Origin of the sequence: Mesorhizobium sp. M0598 (assembly GCF_040320865.1) — a bacterium.
Lineage (GTDB): Bacteria > Pseudomonadota > Alphaproteobacteria > Rhizobiales > Rhizobiaceae > Mesorhizobium.
In genome coordinates this window covers 57,031-70,281 of sequence record NZ_JAMYQL010000013.1, presented here as the reverse complement: position 1 = coordinate 70,281, position 13,251 = coordinate 57,031, and the positions used below count along the sequence as shown (strand labels likewise).

Genomic DNA, 13,251 nt, shown 5'->3' with positions numbered 1-13,251 from the left:
GATCACGCGATGGCGGTCGTCTCGACGGCTTTCGCCATGTCGACGACCGTCCATCCTGGCCGATATGGATTGGGCCGGCGACCCGTTTCGCGAAAGCCGTAGGCCTTATACAACGAAACGTTCCGTTCCATTCTGGCATTGGTGTAGAGTCGGATTTCAGGCAAGCTCCACAAGCGCGTCTGTTGCTCGGCCCAGTCGAGCAGCCCGATGCCGAAACCCTTGCCCTGAAAGGCCGGCGCAACGGCGACGCTGAAGATCATTGTATGGTCCGCATGTCGTTCGAGAACGATCAAGCCGGCCGGCTGTTCGTCCTGCTCCGAAAGCCAGACCTCGCCGCGTTCTATGCGCGGCGCATAGTCCTCGGTGACGGGGATCGGCGGCGCTCCGAACAGGGCAGTGTAGGGCGCGTAGGCGTCGGTGGTGAGCGAGATCACCGTGGGGAGATCATCGGCCCGAGCGGCTCTCATGATCAAAACTGGCCCGCGCCGGCAGCGGCCGCAATCACCTTGTCCATGCCGGCCGCTATCGCGGCGACGGCATTGCGACTGGCGTCGCCCAAGCCGTGGCGCTCAGCGAGCCAGTGCGCGTCATTGTAGGAGAGCCAGACCTTGCTTTGCTTGTCCTCCCAAGCCAGTGCCTTGACCGGCAGATCGATGCCGGCAAGCTGCCGGTCCTGCATCAGCGGCGTGCCGCCTTTCGGATTGCCGAAAATCAGGAGCTGGGTTGGACGCAGTGATGCTTCGACGCTGCGCGCACCGGCGGCGTGGTCAATGCGGGCGAAGACCAGCAATCCTGCACCTTCCACAGTCCCGACCAGGCGATCGATCGTTTCGGCCACGCCGAAGCGGCTTTGGACCGTGATGAGACCGTTCTTTGCCATCACTCCGCCGCTTCGCGCTTGCCTCCGGGGCGCCGCTCCAGCAATTCCCTCAGGAACTGGCCGGTATAGCTGCGTTTTTCGCTGACGATGTCCTCCGGCGTGCCGGACGCCACCAGCTCGCCGCCGCCGTCGCCGCCTTCGGGGCCAAGATCGAGAACCCAGTCAGCGGTCTTGATCACCTCTAGATTGTGCTCGATGACGACGACCGTGTTGCCCTGGTCGACCAGCTCATGCAGGACTTCAAGCAGCTTGGCGACGTCGTGGAAATGCAGGCCGGTGGTTGGCTCATCGAGAATGTAGAGCGTCTTGCCGGTCGCCTTGCGCGACAGTTCCTTGGCAAGCTTGATGCGCTGCGCCTCGCCGCCCGACAAGGTCGTTGCCTGCTGGCCAACATGGATGTAGCCGAGGCCGACCCGTTTCAGCGTCTCCAGCTTGTCGCGCACGCCGGGCACGGCGGCGAAGAAATCGACGCCTTCTTCGACCGTCATGTCGAGAACGTCGGCGATCGACTTGCCCTTGAACAGGACGTCCAGCGTCTCGCGGTTGTAGCGCTTGCCGTGGCAGACGTCGCAGGTGACGTAGACGTCGGGCAGGAAGTGCATCTCGATTTTGATGACGCCGTCGCCCTGGCAGGCCTCGCAGCGGCCGCCCTTGACGTTGAACGAGAAGCGGCCCGGCTGGTAGCCGCGCGCCTTGGCCTCCGGCAGGCCGGCGAACCAGTCGCGGATCGGCGTGAAGGCGCCGGTGTAGGTGGCAGGGTTGGAGCGCGGGGTGCGCCCGATCGGCGACTGGTCGATATCGATGACCTTGTCGAGGAATTCCAGCCCCTCGATGCGGTCATGCTCGGCCGGATGCTCGCGCGAGCCCATGATGCGGCGCGACGCCGCCTTGAACAAGGTCTCTATCAGGAAGGTCGACTTGCCGCCGCCGGATACGCCGGTGACGGCGGTAAACGTGCCGAGCGGGATTTCGGCGGTGACGTTCTTCAGATTGTTGCCGCGCGCGCCGACGACCTTCAGCCGGCGGTTCTTCTTGGCCTCACGCCGCGCTGCCGGCGTCGCCACTTCGAGCTCGCCCGACAGATATTTACCGGTGATCGAAGCGGGCGTCGCCATGATCTGCTGCGGCGTGCCCTGGGCGATGATGTGGCCGCCATGAATGCCGGCAGCCGGGCCGATATCGACGACATAGTCGGCATGCAGGATGGCGTCCTCGTCGTGCTCGACGACGATGACCGTGTTGCCGATGTCGCGCAGATGCTTCAGCGTGTCGAGCAGGCGGGCGTTGTCGCGCTGGTGCAGACCGATCGACGGCTCGTCCAGCACGTAAAGTACGCCGGTCAGGCCGGAGCCGATCTGCGAGGCCAGCCGGATGCGCTGGCTCTCGCCGCCCGACAACGTGCCGGAGTTGCGCGACAGCGTCAGATAATCGAGACCGACATCGTTGAGGAAGCGCAGCCGCTCTCGGATTTCCTTGAGCACGCGCACCGCAATCTCGTTCTGCTTGTCGTTGAGCGAAGCGGGCAGATCGGTGAACCACTGGTCGGCCTTGCGGATGGACAGTTCGGTGACCTCGCCAATGTGCTTGCCGGCGATCTTGACCGCGAGCGCCTCGGGCTTCAGCCGGTAGCCGCGGCAGGCCGGGCAGGGCGTGGCCGACATGAAGCGCTCGATCTCCTCGCGCATCCAGGCGGATTCGGTTTCCTTCCAGCGGCGCTCGAGATTGGGGATGACGCCCTCGAAGGTTTTGGTCGTTTTGTAGGAGCGCAGACCGTCATCATAATGGAAGGTGATTTCGCGCTCGCCGGTGCCGTGCAGGACGGCTTGCCTTGCCTCCTCGCTCAAATCCTTGAACTTGTCGCCGAGCTTGAAGCCATAGGCAACGCCCAGCGCTTCCAGCGTCTGCGCATAATAGGGCGAGGTCGACTTCGCCCACGGGCTGACGGCGCCGGCGCGCAGCGAGACATTCTCGTCGGGCACGACCAGGCTGGCATCAATGGCGCGTTGGCTGCCGAGCCCGTCGCAGGTCGGGCAGGCGCCGAACGGATTGTTGAAGGAGAATAGCCTGGGCTCGATCTCGGGAATGGTGAAGCCGGATACCGGGCAGGCGAACTTTTCCGAGAACAGCATGCGTTCATGCGTCTCGTTCTTCGATTTGTTGACCGAATCCTCGCCGGTCTGGCTGGCGTCGAGCGGCTTGTCGGCAAATTCCGCCACCGCCAGCCCGTCGGCCAGCTTCAGCGCGGTCTCGATGGAATCGGCGAGCCGCGTCGCCAGATCGCCGCGCACGACGATGCGGTCGACGACAACGTCGATGTCATGCTTGTACTTCTTGTCCAGCGCCGGCACGTCGGCAATCTCGTAGAAGACGCCGTCGACCTTGACGCGCTGAAAACCTTTCTTCTGCAGCTCAAGCAGTTCCTTGCGGTACTCGCCTTTGCGGCCGCGCACCATCGGCGCCAGGATGAACAGCCGAGTTCCTTCCTCGACCGCAAGCACCCGGTCGACCATCTGCGAAACCGTCTGGCTCTCGATCGGCAGGCCGGTGGCCGGCGAATAGGGGATGCCGACGCGGGCGAACAAAAGCCGCATATAATCGTAGATCTCGGTGACGGTGCCGACCGTCGAGCGCGGGTTCTTCGAGGTGGTCTTCTGCTCGATGGAGATGGCCGGCGACAGGCCGTCGATCTGGTCGACGTCCGGCTTCTGCATCATTTCGAGGAATTGCCGCGCATAGGCCGAAAGGCTCTCGACATAGCGGCGCTGGCCCTCGGCGTAGATGGTGTCGAAGGCAAGCGACGACTTGCCCGACCCCGACAGGCCGGTCATGACGATCAGGCTGTCACGCGGCAGGTCGAGATCGACATTCTTCAGATTGTGTTCGCGTGCCCCGCGAATGGAGAGATATTTATGGTCGGCCATCGCCGGTCGCCGCCTCAGAATCTGGAATTCGTGGGATGGGCGGGTTTTCCCGACCACCCCCTATGTAGGCAATTTCGCCGCCTTTTCGAGAGACGCCACAACTCTCGACCAAAGCGTTTAACCGCCTTTCGCGCGAACGGGCAAGCGGAAAGAACAAAGGCCGAACACGCTCCTGACAAAAGCTGCCCGTGGGGCCGGCTTCCCAAACCGTCTCGCGATCACATTTTCGGTAATCGGCTATTCAAGGTTGACGTCCCTGCACCGTGGGGGCAGACTCCAGACGTCAACGAAGCCGGCCGTCTTTCGATGGCCTCGCGGCCTGGGGCTAGCCTGCGAGACGCCGCGGGTTATGCGATGAGTGCTTCGACGACGACAGTCGCAACCAACAGAAGGAGAGCAGAGGCATGACTCCACCGGATTGTTCGTTGAGGCTCCACGTATCGCTGGAGCCGCGGCAGGTATAAGTGGCCAGGGTCAGGCGTTTTCGCTGCCCGCCAAACGGACCTGCTGATCCCCATAAAATCAGAGACTGCTAGTCGGATCGTCGGCTGAATGCCGCGAAGCATCCGAAATAAAATGCCGGCATTACACTCCCGGCAATTTGGATTTCAGATCCAAGAAGCCCCGTCAGTTGCAAACGCAATGGCGGGGCTGTTCGTTTGAAGCGCAATATTTGTGGTTCACACCAGGCGAACTTAGCGGCTGGAGGGCCTGATCCCGCCGGTAGCGACATCGATGGTGATGCTGCCGGAAATCCGAACGTCGGTATCGCCAATCTTGAAGGTGCCGTTGCCGTTGCCTGGAGCCACGTCGTCAGGCTCAGGCTGCGGCGCTGGCTCGGCGATGCGATAATCGCTGGTCACACCGGGCAGGGCGCCCTTTTGCGAAGACGTCGAATTATCTTGGGCAAGTGCCATACCCACCAGCATGTTCGTGCCGGCAACGGTGGCGACGGCAAGGCATAACACGCTGGATAAACGGTTCGCGATCATCACCGGACTATAGTGCGGCGATAGCGCCGAAGCCAGACCAACGGCGCTGAAAGTTGCCGGCGCTCATATCGCTCAGTTCCGTTGGAAGGTGCCTCACGCGGCCTGTTTGCGAGTACCGAAAACATGGTCGACGAGGCCCCAATCCTTGGCCTCCTGCGCGGTCATGAAAAAGTCTCGGTCGAGCGTGCGTTCCACTTCATCGTAGGTGCGGCCGCAATGGTGGGCGTAAAGATCGGTCATGCGCCGCTTGGTGCGAAGGATGCCCTCGGCATGGCGCTGGATGTCGGAGGCTTGGCCCTGGAAGCCGCCGAGAGGCTGATGCAGCACGATGCTGGTGTTGGGTAGCGCGATGCGCCGCCCCGGTGTGCCGGCCATCAAAAGGAACGAGGCCATCGAGGCGGCGAAGCCCATACAAACGGTGGAGACCGGGCAGCTGATATACTGCATCGTATCGTAGATGGCGAAACCGCTGGTCACCACGCCGCCCGGCGAGTTGATGTAGAGCGAGACCTCCTTGTCGGGATTGTCGGATTCCAACGACAGAAGCTGGGCGCAGACCAGCGCCGAGGTGCCGTCGTCGATCGCCCCGTTGATGAAGACGATGCGCTCGCGCAGCAGCCGCGAAAATATGTCGAAGGCACGTTCGCCGCGGCTCGACTGCTCGATCACCATCGGCACCAGATTGGCAAGGCCGCTCATCGGTTGTCTCCGTTGACTGTTGTCGTTCAGGCCGCGCGCAGGAAGAGGCGCGGGGTGTTTGCGGCGATCTGCTTGTGCCTGGGAGTGCGCGCTTCAAAGGAAAGCCGGCAACCGGCGCCTGCCATCGCGATCTCCGGCACTGCTGCCCGAGCAAAACCATCATGGACGATACGCAGATGCGTGCCGCCGGAAACGGTGCGGTCGAGCGTAAAGGTGACGATGCTGTCCACTGGGCTGTCGTTCATTGCGCTGTCCAGGGGGCTGCCGGGCGGCACCTGCGTATCGCCGGGCGCCGGCCGCTCCCGCCAGGAATAGCGCAGCAGCCGTCCGGGATCCGCGTCGAGGATTTCGCACTCGATCGGCGCATTCGGCGCTTTAAAGGCAAAGCGGTTGCCGATTTCGGGCTTGATGTCGTTCGGCATCATCCAGGCCGCGAGCAGGTCCGGCACCGTCAGCGCCCGCCACACCTTTTCCGGCGGTTCGGGCAGCTCGCACTCGAACTCGATCTTGTCTGCGGCCATTTCGGCGCGTTCTTTGCCTCGGCTGGTCATTGGTCCATGTCCTTCAAAACCGTCTTGAGCCTTTCGATGCGCTCTGGCCAGAACGCACGGTAGCGTTCGATCCAGCCGAGCAGTGGCGCAAGCCCCTTCGGATCGACGCGGTAATAGGCGTTGCGACCGGCCCGGCGCTCGACCACGAGGCCGGCGCCGCGCAGCACTGCGAGATGTTGCGATACCGCCGGCTGCGATACCGGTATGCCAGTGCGCAGTTCCGATACCGTCATCTCGCCGTCGGCGAGCCGCTCATAGACGGCGCGACGCGTTGGATCCGCCAATGCCCGAAAAATGTCTGCTTCGATCATGCCGAAAGCATAAGTCAATACTTATCGGTTTGGCAAGCCGTGTTTTTAAGACAGGCGGTGTTTATTAAGACAGGCGAGGTTTTACAAACTCGCTGGAAGCCAGCGTCTCACCATGTCGGGGGATCCGTTGAACGTCGCCTCGAAAACTGGTGACGCGAGCACAGCATGAATATGAAGCAATTCGGAGCCGACGTTTCGGAAGCCATGTTGCCTGTGCGCGGCAACAACAAGCGACTGTCCGGCAGTCAAGACGAGATGCTCTTCGTCGATCCACATCTCGGCCCTGCCAGCGATGACGGTAAGCACTTCCTCGACTGGGTGCCAATGTGTCGGGGCGCCAACCGCCGGTTCGACCCATTGTTCGAATATGCAAAGTTGAGTTGCGCCGTTGCGGGCAGAGACATGCATGCGGGTCTTTACTCCCGCTCGCCACTCTTCTTGCGGCTGATCGTCATGCGCAACCATCTTCATGCGGTCGCCTCGATCCCATGGTCTGTGGAAATTCGACGCCAAGACACTACTTCTTACTGACAACGATTGACAGTGCAGGGCCTCTCCTATAGAACGAAAAGAGAACAAAAACGTTGTGGGAAAAGGCAGCGACGGCAGGCAGGGATTGTCCATAGCCTGTAAGGTGCGGCGACAAAAATTTGGTTTCGGATGAGCGCGGAGAAGTATCATGGCGGGTAGCGTCAACAAGGTCATTCTGGTGGGCAACCTCGGGGCGGACCCTGAAATCCGCCGCTTGAATTCGGGTGACCCGGTCGTCAACATCCGCATCGCGACGTCGGAAAGCTGGCGCGACAAGACATCCGGAGAGCGCAAGGAAAAGACCGAGTGGCACAATGTCGTGATCTTCAACGACCAGATCGCCAAGGTGGCCGAGCAGTATCTGAAGAAGGGCATGAAGGTCTATGTCGAGGGCCAACTGCAGACGCGCAAATGGCAGGACCAGACCGGCAATGACCGCTATACGACCGAAATCGTGTTGCAGAAATTCCGCGGCGAGCTGCAGATGCTCGATGCGCGGGGCGAGGGCGGCGGCCAGGTCGGCAACTATGCCGGTGGTGGTGCGAGCCGCGGTTCCGATTTCGGCCAGTCCGGCCCGGGCGAAAGTTTCAATCGCGGTGGCGCCAACAAGGGCGGCGGCGGTGGTTCGTCGCGCGAGCTGGACGACGAAATCCCGTTCTGATTTCTTGGGGCGGACTGCCCTTGCGGCGAAAAGCGCCGGCACCTTGGCCACGAAATGGCGTCCCGAAAATCTGTCTTGGATTTTCGGGACGTTGTGCGTTTGAGCGGTGAAAGGACGTATCAGGTGAAGGCAAGGGTCAAATGGGTCGAGGAGCGTACTTTCGTTGGCGAGTCCGCCAATGGGCACAAGCTGGTGCTAGGCACTGCGTTCGGGCCGGAGGGCAAGACGCCGGGGCCGAGCCCAATGGAACTGGTGCTGATCGGCACTGGCGGCTGCTCGGCCTATGACGTGGTCCATATCCTCGAAAAGGGGCGCGAGGCGGTCGAAGATTGCGTGGTCGAACTCGATGCCGACCGTGCAGAAGCCGATCCCAGGGTGTTCACCCGCATTCACATGCATTTTGTCGTCAAGGGCCGGACGCTATCACACGACAAGGTGAAGCGGGCGATCGGGCTTTCGATCGAGAAATACTGCTCGGCCTCGGCAATGATGGCCAAGACTGCCGAGATTACCCACGACTTCGAAGTCATTGAAACGACAGCGAAGTAGGGCTGTTCCTACGTCGCCATCAGCGCCTTGATGCCGTCGGCGACGAACTGTACGGCGAGCGCCGCCAGGATGACGCCGAGCAGCCTTGTTAGGATCGAACGGCCGGTTTGGCCGAGGATACGGTCGATGCGCTCTGACAGCACGAACACCAGGTAGGTGATGACGAGGCAGATGGCGATGATGCCGACAAGGGCTGTCTGCGCGCCCAAACCCTGAAACGAGCTTGAGAGCAGGACGGTCGCCGAAATCGCGCCGGGACCGGCAATAAGCGGGATCGCCAGCGGAAAGGCGGCGATGTTGTGGATCATGTCCCTGGTGATGGCGACGTCGCCGATCTTCTCCTTGCGGTCCTGCCGGCGCTCGAACACCATTTCGAAGGCGATGAAGAACAGCAGAAAGCCGCCGGCGACGCGGAAGGCCGGCAGAGTGATGCCGAAGACTGACAGGATCGACGCGCCGGCGATTGCGAACAACGCCATTACCAGGAAGGCGATGACCGAGGCGCGCACGGAGACCTGGTTGCGCTCCTCGCGGTTCATGCCGCGGGTCACGGCGAGGAAGAGCGGCGCCAGGCCGGGCGGATCGATCGTCACCAGTATGGTGACGAAGGCGTTGAACAGGCTGTCGAAGCTCGGCATGCTGACCCTCCCCGCCGGCAAAGCCGGATAACGGGATTGGTAGAGCAAAGCGGAGCCAGTGGAAACCGTACGGATCAGAGGCTGACGGCCCGGCGCGCCAGAAACTCGACTTCGAGACGCCAGGTGGCGCCGTCGTCCTGTGAGCGTTCGCCCAGCCAGCGGAACGAATTTTCGGTGATGCGCGAAAAGCTCCAGCGCACAGCAGATCCGGTGCCGTCTGCGCCCTGCTGGATGATGGTGTCGCCCTCGGCACGGCCGAGCTGGCGGCTGTAGTACTGATTGCGCGGATCGCTCCAGAAGATGTGCCAGGCGTCAACGCCGGGATCGTAGACGCGCAACGTCGTGCCATAGAAGGTCCATTTGCCGAGCGAGGGCGAGGGGCCGGCGTCACGGGCAGGCAGGATCCATACGTCCTGGATCGCGCGGCCTTCGAGCACCCAGCCGAAATGCACTTCGCCGCGCCCGGTCAGCACCTGACCGTCCTCGAGATGGCGCGTGGCGTCGAACGTCCAGGCGCCGACGAAGCGGCCATAAAGATTCAGTTTCTCGGCAAGGGCCGGTACGGGCCCATCGCTGTGCAGGGCCTTGGCAAAGGAATTGGACATGGCTTCGCTCTCATCTTGTCAGGAGACCGGCAAGCATAGAGGCCGACAGGGGTTCTGCGCTTGGGAAAAGTTGCTATGTTTCGGCGATGACGACGAGCGCGCACAGGCTGGCGTCGGGCCGAGGCTGGCAGGTGTCGGATGTCATCTGCACCGCCAGCGCCGCCGACAGGCCATTCGAGGAGGAGCATCGGGATTTCTGCGTTGCCGCCGTAACCAACGGCACCTTCCGCTATCGTGCGCGCGAGGGCACGGCGATGCTGGCGCCGGGCGCGCTCCTGCTCGGCAATCCCGGCACATGCTATGAATGCGGTCACGAGCATGGCGCCGGCGACCGCTGCCTCTCCTTCCATTTCGGACCGGCCTATATGGAGCGGATCGTCGCCGACGTGCCGGGCACGAAGACGCTCGATTTCGGCACGCCGCGCCTGCCGCCCTTGCCGGCGCTGGTGCCGCTGCTTGCCGAAGCGGAGGCGGCGCGCGAGATGGCCGACACCGGCGCGTTCGAGGAACTCGCCCTGCGCATTGCCGGTGCCGCGGTGACAGCGGCTTGCAGCGCCACGGATCGGGGACGGACGCCGAGCCGCCGTGACCAGAAGCGTGTTGCCGAAGCGGTGCGGCGCATCGAAGTCGATGCCGACCGGCCGATCTCGCTTGCCGAACTCGCCGACGAGACCGCCACCAGCCCTTACCATTTCCTGCGCACCTTCCGGCACGTTGCCGGTATGACGCCCTACCAATTCCTGCTGAGAGCGCGGCTGCACAGGGCAGCCGTGCGGCTGCGGACGTCGGATCAGACGATTTCGGCGATTGCCTTTTCGGCGGGATTCAACGATCTATCAACCTTCAACCGCCGTTTCCGGCGGCTGATGGGCGAGGCGCCGGGTACTTATCGCGCCCGCCGGCGACGCCCGTGAAAGGGTGCCACGGCCATATCGTCGCAATTGGTTTATCCTTTTGAATTTGCCGCTAAAAACCACACTGGAAAACTGCCGCGATTGTTGGAGTTTCAGGCTGGCTTCCTATATAAGCACCAAGTGATTCCTGATTAGATTGTGATCCGATTTGACCGACCAAAAGACACCGCGCGGCGCCGACGGCGGCCCCACCGGCATCGAGCCGATATCCATCATCGAGGAGATGCAGCGCTCCTATCTCGATTACGCCATGAGCGTGATCGTCAGCCGCGCGCTGCCGGACGTGCGCGATGGCCTCAAGCCCGTGCATCGCCGCATCCTCTACGCCGCCTATGAGAGCGGCTATCACTGGAACCGCAAATATGTGAAATCGGCACGCCCGGTCGCCGACGTGATGGGTAAATACCATCCGCATGGCGACGCCTCGATCTACGACGCTTTGGTGCGCATGGCGCAGGATTGGTCGCTGCGCGTGCCGCTGATCGACGGGCAGGGCAATTTCGGCTCGATCGACGGCGATCCGCCGGCGGCGATGCGCTACACGGAATCGCGGCTGACCAAGGTCGCGCATGAGTTGCTGGAAGACATCGACAAGGACACCGTCGATTTCCAGGACACTTACGATGCGTCGGGCAGCGAACCGAAAGTCCTGCCGGCGCGCTTTCCGAACCTGTTGGTCAACGGCTCCGGCGGTATCGCCGTCGGCATGGCCACCAACATCCCGCCGCACAATTTGGGCGAGGTCTGCAACGGCGCCATTGCCCTAATCGATAATCCGGCGATCGACCTTCCGGCGCTGATGGAGATCATTCCGGGACCGGATTTCCCGACCGGCGGCATCGTGCTTGGCCGTTCCGGCATCTACAGCGCCTATTCGACCGGTCGCGGCTCCATCGTCATGCGCGGCCGCGTCAACGTCGAGGCGCGCGGCAACGATCGGGAATCGATCGTCATCACCGAGGTTCCCTATCAGGTGAACAAGGCGTCGATGATCGAGAAGATGGCCGAGTTGGTGCGCGACAAGCGCATCGAAGGCATTTCCGACATTCGCGACGAGAGCGACCGCCAGGGCTACCGCGTCGTCATCGAACTGAAGCGCGACGCGGTCGCCGATGTCATCCTCAACCAGCTTTACCGCTTCACCCCGCTGCAGACGTCCTTCGGCGCCAACATGGTGGCACTGAACGGCGGCAAGCCGGAATTGCTGACTCTGACCGACATGCTGAAGGCGTTCGTCGCCTTCCGTGAGGAGGTGATCAGCCGGCGCACGAAATTCCTGCTGCGCAAGGCGCGCGACCGCGCCCATGTGCTGGTCGGCCTTGCCATCGCTGTTGCCAACATCGATGAAGTCATCAAGCTGATCCGTAGCGCTCCGGACCCGCAGACGGCGCGCGAGCAGCTGATGGAGCGGCGCTGGCCTTCGGGCGACGTGGAATCGCTGATTCTTCTGATCGACGACCCGCGCCATCGCATCAACGAGGACGGTACCTACAATCTCTCCGAGGAGCAGGCGCGCGCCATCCTCGAACTGCGCCTGCAGCGCCTGACCGCGCTCGGCCGCGACGAGATCGCCGACGAGCTGAACACGATCGGCGACGAGATCAAGGACTACCTGGACATCCTCTCGTCCCGCGCCCGCGTCCAGCAGATCGTCAAGGACGAGCTCATGGCCGTGCGCGACGAGTTCGGCACGCCGCGCCGCACCGAACTCGCCGAGGGCGGGGCGGACATGGAAGACGAGGACCTGATCCAGCGCGAGGACATGGTCGTCACAGTCAGCCATTCCGGCTACATCAAGCGCGTGCCGCTGTCGCTCTACCGGGCGCAGCGCCGCGGCGGCAAGGGCCGCTCCGGCATGTCGACCAAGGAAGAGGATTTCGTCACCCGGCTGTTCGTCGCCAACACGCACACGCCGGTGCTGTTCTTCTCCTCGCGCGGCATCGTCTATAAGGAAAAGGTCTGGCGCCTGCCGATCGGCAACCCGCAATCGCGCGGCAAGGCGCTGATCAATATGCTGCCGCTCGAACAGGGCGAGCGCATCACCACGATCATGCCGCTGCCGGAGGATGAGACGAGTTGGGGCGAGCTCGACGTCATGTTTGCCACCACGCGCGGCACCGTGCGTCGCAACAAGCTGTCGGACTTCGTCCAGGTCAACCGCAACGGCAAGATCGCCATGAAGCTGGACGAGGAGGGCGACGAGATCCTCGGCGTCGAGACCTGCACCGACAATGACGACGTGCTTTTGACGGCAAGTTCCGGCCAGTGCATCCGCTTTCCGGTCAGCGACGTACGCGTCTTCCAGAGCCGCAATTCGGTCGGCGTGCGCGGCATTGCGATGGCCGATGGCGACCGGGTGATCTCGATGGCGGTGATCGAGCATGTCGATGCGCCGCCGGCGGAACGTGCCGCCTACCTCAAGCGGGTGGTGGCCGAACGCCGGCTCGCTGCTGACATCGCGGCCGGCGAGGAGGAAGAAATCCAGCTCACCAATGAAGAGGTCGGCGAAGAGGCGGAGCTTTCCGACGACCGCTATGAATTCCTCAAGGCGCACGAGCAGTTCGTGTTGACGGTGACGGAATATGGCTACGGCAAGCGTTCATCGTCCTACGATTTCCGCCTGACTGGCCGTGGCGGCAAGGGTATTCGCGCCACCGACGTCTCGAAAACAGCCGAAATCGGCCGCCTGGTGGCGACCTTCCCGGTCGGCAATGACGATCAGATCATGCTGGTTTCGGATGGTGGCACCGTCATCCGCGTTCCGGTCAACGGCATTCGTTTCGCCAGCCGCGCCACCAAGGGCGTTACTATCTTCAATACCGCAGAGGGTGAGAAGGTCGTTTCGGTGGAGCGGATTTCAGAACCGCAAGCCGACGAGGAGATCGAAGAGAGTGTCGATGCTGAAGGTGGCGCTTCCACCGATGCCGAAGGTGGGGAGCCTGACACTGCCGTCGAGTGAGTTTGCCACGACGGCGCCAGCCCTATGGGCCGGCGTGTGA

General features: G+C 62.6%; 14 protein-coding genes. 4 read left to right on the top strand and 10 right to left on the bottom strand.

From position 1 onward, the window contains the following. Nucleotides 1-2 precede the first annotated feature (2 nt). The 8 genes from NKI59_RS18040 to NKI59_RS18005 form a co-directional block, all read right to left on the bottom strand. Nucleotides 3-473 (bottom strand): GNAT family N-acetyltransferase, encoded by a 471-nt coding sequence (locus tag NKI59_RS18040; RefSeq protein WP_352705745.1) that lies wholly within the window; start codon nt 471-473, stop codon nt 3-5. Continuing rightward, nucleotides 470-880, bottom strand: a complete 411-nt coding sequence (locus NKI59_RS18035) for a DUF302 domain-containing protein (protein WP_352705743.1) — start codon at nt 878-880, stop codon at nt 470-472. The genes NKI59_RS18040 and NKI59_RS18035 overlap by 4 nt, the downstream gene beginning before the upstream one ends. Beyond that, a complete protein-coding gene (uvrA, locus tag NKI59_RS18030; RefSeq protein ID WP_352705740.1) occupies nt 880-3,801 on the bottom strand; it encodes an excinuclease ABC subunit UvrA in 2,922 nt (973 codons plus the stop codon). Before uvrA ends, NKI59_RS18035 begins: the two co-directional genes overlap by 1 nt. 695 nt (nt 3,802-4,496) lie before the next feature. Beyond that, nucleotides 4,497-4,793: a hypothetical protein gene (locus tag NKI59_RS18025; RefSeq protein ID WP_352448962.1), complete on the bottom strand. Its 297-nt coding sequence runs from the start codon at nt 4,791-4,793 to the stop codon at nt 4,497-4,499. A gap of 93 nt (nt 4,794-4,886) precedes the next feature. Continuing rightward, nucleotides 4,887-5,492, bottom strand: coding sequence for an ATP-dependent Clp protease proteolytic subunit (locus NKI59_RS18020; RefSeq protein ID WP_352448757.1), 606 nt, complete (start codon nt 5,490-5,492; stop codon nt 4,887-4,889). Between the two features lie 26 nt (nt 5,493-5,518). Continuing rightward, complete coding sequence (locus tag NKI59_RS18015; protein WP_352455703.1) at nt 5,519-6,043, bottom strand: SRPBCC family protein; 525 nt, start codon at nt 6,041-6,043, stop codon at nt 5,519-5,521. Next, complete coding sequence (locus tag NKI59_RS18010; protein ID WP_352448759.1) at nt 6,040-6,354, bottom strand: ArsR/SmtB family transcription factor; 315 nt, start codon at nt 6,352-6,354, stop codon at nt 6,040-6,042. The genes NKI59_RS18015 and NKI59_RS18010 overlap by 4 nt, the downstream gene beginning before the upstream one ends. 81 nt (nt 6,355-6,435) lie before the next feature. Continuing rightward, nucleotides 6,436-6,762 carry a cupin domain-containing protein gene (locus NKI59_RS18005; RefSeq protein WP_352705869.1) on the bottom strand — a complete coding sequence of 109 codons (327 nt, stop codon included), beginning with the start codon at nt 6,760-6,762 and terminating at the stop codon, nt 6,436-6,438. 271 nt (nt 6,763-7,033) lie between these two features. Here NKI59_RS18005 and NKI59_RS18000 point away from each other — a divergent pair, with 271 nt between their 5' ends. After that, the gene (locus NKI59_RS18000) at nt 7,034-7,546 is read left to right on the top strand and encodes a single-stranded DNA-binding protein (protein WP_352448761.1); all 513 of its coding nucleotides are present in this window, start codon (nt 7,034-7,036) and stop codon (nt 7,544-7,546) included. Nucleotides 7,547-7,669: 123 nt separating this feature from the next. Next, entirely contained in the window at nt 7,670-8,095 is a 426-nt protein-coding gene (locus NKI59_RS17995; RefSeq protein ID WP_352705738.1) for an OsmC family protein, read from the top strand. 8 nt (nt 8,096-8,103) lie between these two features. On the opposite strand, the gene NKI59_RS17990 is transcribed toward NKI59_RS17995, so the two are convergent. Both NKI59_RS17990 and NKI59_RS17985 read right to left on the bottom strand, forming a co-directional pair. Further along, nucleotides 8,104-8,733 carry a MarC family protein gene (locus NKI59_RS17990; RefSeq protein WP_023674869.1) on the bottom strand — a complete coding sequence of 210 codons (630 nt, stop codon included), beginning with the start codon at nt 8,731-8,733 and terminating at the stop codon, nt 8,104-8,106. A gap of 74 nt (nt 8,734-8,807) precedes the next feature. Further along, the gene (locus NKI59_RS17985; RefSeq protein WP_352705736.1) at nt 8,808-9,338 is read right to left on the bottom strand and encodes a hypothetical protein; all 531 of its coding nucleotides are present in this window, start codon (nt 9,336-9,338) and stop codon (nt 8,808-8,810) included. An 86-nt stretch (nt 9,339-9,424) separates the two neighbouring features. On the opposite strand from NKI59_RS17985, the gene NKI59_RS17980 reads away from it, so the two are divergent. Then, on the top strand, nt 9,425-10,252 hold the full coding sequence (locus NKI59_RS17980) for a helix-turn-helix transcriptional regulator (protein WP_352593499.1): 828 nt from the start codon (nt 9,425-9,427) through the stop codon (nt 10,250-10,252). Nucleotides 10,253-10,400: 148 nt separating this feature from the next. Further along, nucleotides 10,401-13,211, top strand: a complete 2,811-nt coding sequence (gene gyrA, locus NKI59_RS17975) for a DNA gyrase subunit A (RefSeq protein WP_352705734.1) — start codon at nt 10,401-10,403, stop codon at nt 13,209-13,211. Nucleotides 13,212-13,251 lie beyond the last annotated feature (40 nt).

Bases quoted from the DNA above. Each gene is read 5' to 3' on its own strand.
- NKI59_RS18005 (WP_352705869.1), bottom strand. From the start codon at position 6,762: ATGCATGTCTCTGCCCGCAACGGCGCAACTCAACTTTGCATATTCGAA.
- NKI59_RS18020 (WP_352448757.1), bottom strand. From the start codon at position 5,492: ATGAGCGGCCTTGCCAATCTGGTGCCGATGGTGATCGAGCAGTCGAGC.
- NKI59_RS17985 (WP_352705736.1), bottom strand. From the start codon at position 9,338: ATGTCCAATTCCTTTGCCAAGGCCCTGCACAGCGATGGGCCCGTACCG.
- NKI59_RS18000 (WP_352448761.1), top strand. From the start codon at position 7,034: ATGGCGGGTAGCGTCAACAAGGTCATTCTGGTGGGCAACCTCGGGGCG.
- NKI59_RS18015 (WP_352455703.1), bottom strand. From the start codon at position 6,043: ATGACCAGCCGAGGCAAAGAACGCGCCGAAATGGCCGCAGACAAGATC.
- NKI59_RS18010 (WP_352448759.1), bottom strand. From the start codon at position 6,354: ATGATCGAAGCAGACATTTTTCGGGCATTGGCGGATCCAACGCGTCGC.
- NKI59_RS18025 (WP_352448962.1), bottom strand. From the start codon at position 4,793: ATGATCGCGAACCGTTTATCCAGCGTGTTATGCCTTGCCGTCGCCACC.
- NKI59_RS17980 (WP_352593499.1), top strand. From the start codon at position 9,425: ATGACGACGAGCGCGCACAGGCTGGCGTCGGGCCGAGGCTGGCAGGTG.
- uvrA (WP_352705740.1), bottom strand. From the start codon at position 3,801: ATGGCCGACCATAAATATCTCTCCATTCGCGGGGCACGCGAACACAAT.
- NKI59_RS18035 (WP_352705743.1), bottom strand. From the start codon at position 880: ATGGCAAAGAACGGTCTCATCACGGTCCAAAGCCGCTTCGGCGTGGCC.
- NKI59_RS17990 (WP_023674869.1), bottom strand. From the start codon at position 8,733: ATGCCGAGCTTCGACAGCCTGTTCAACGCCTTCGTCACCATACTGGTG.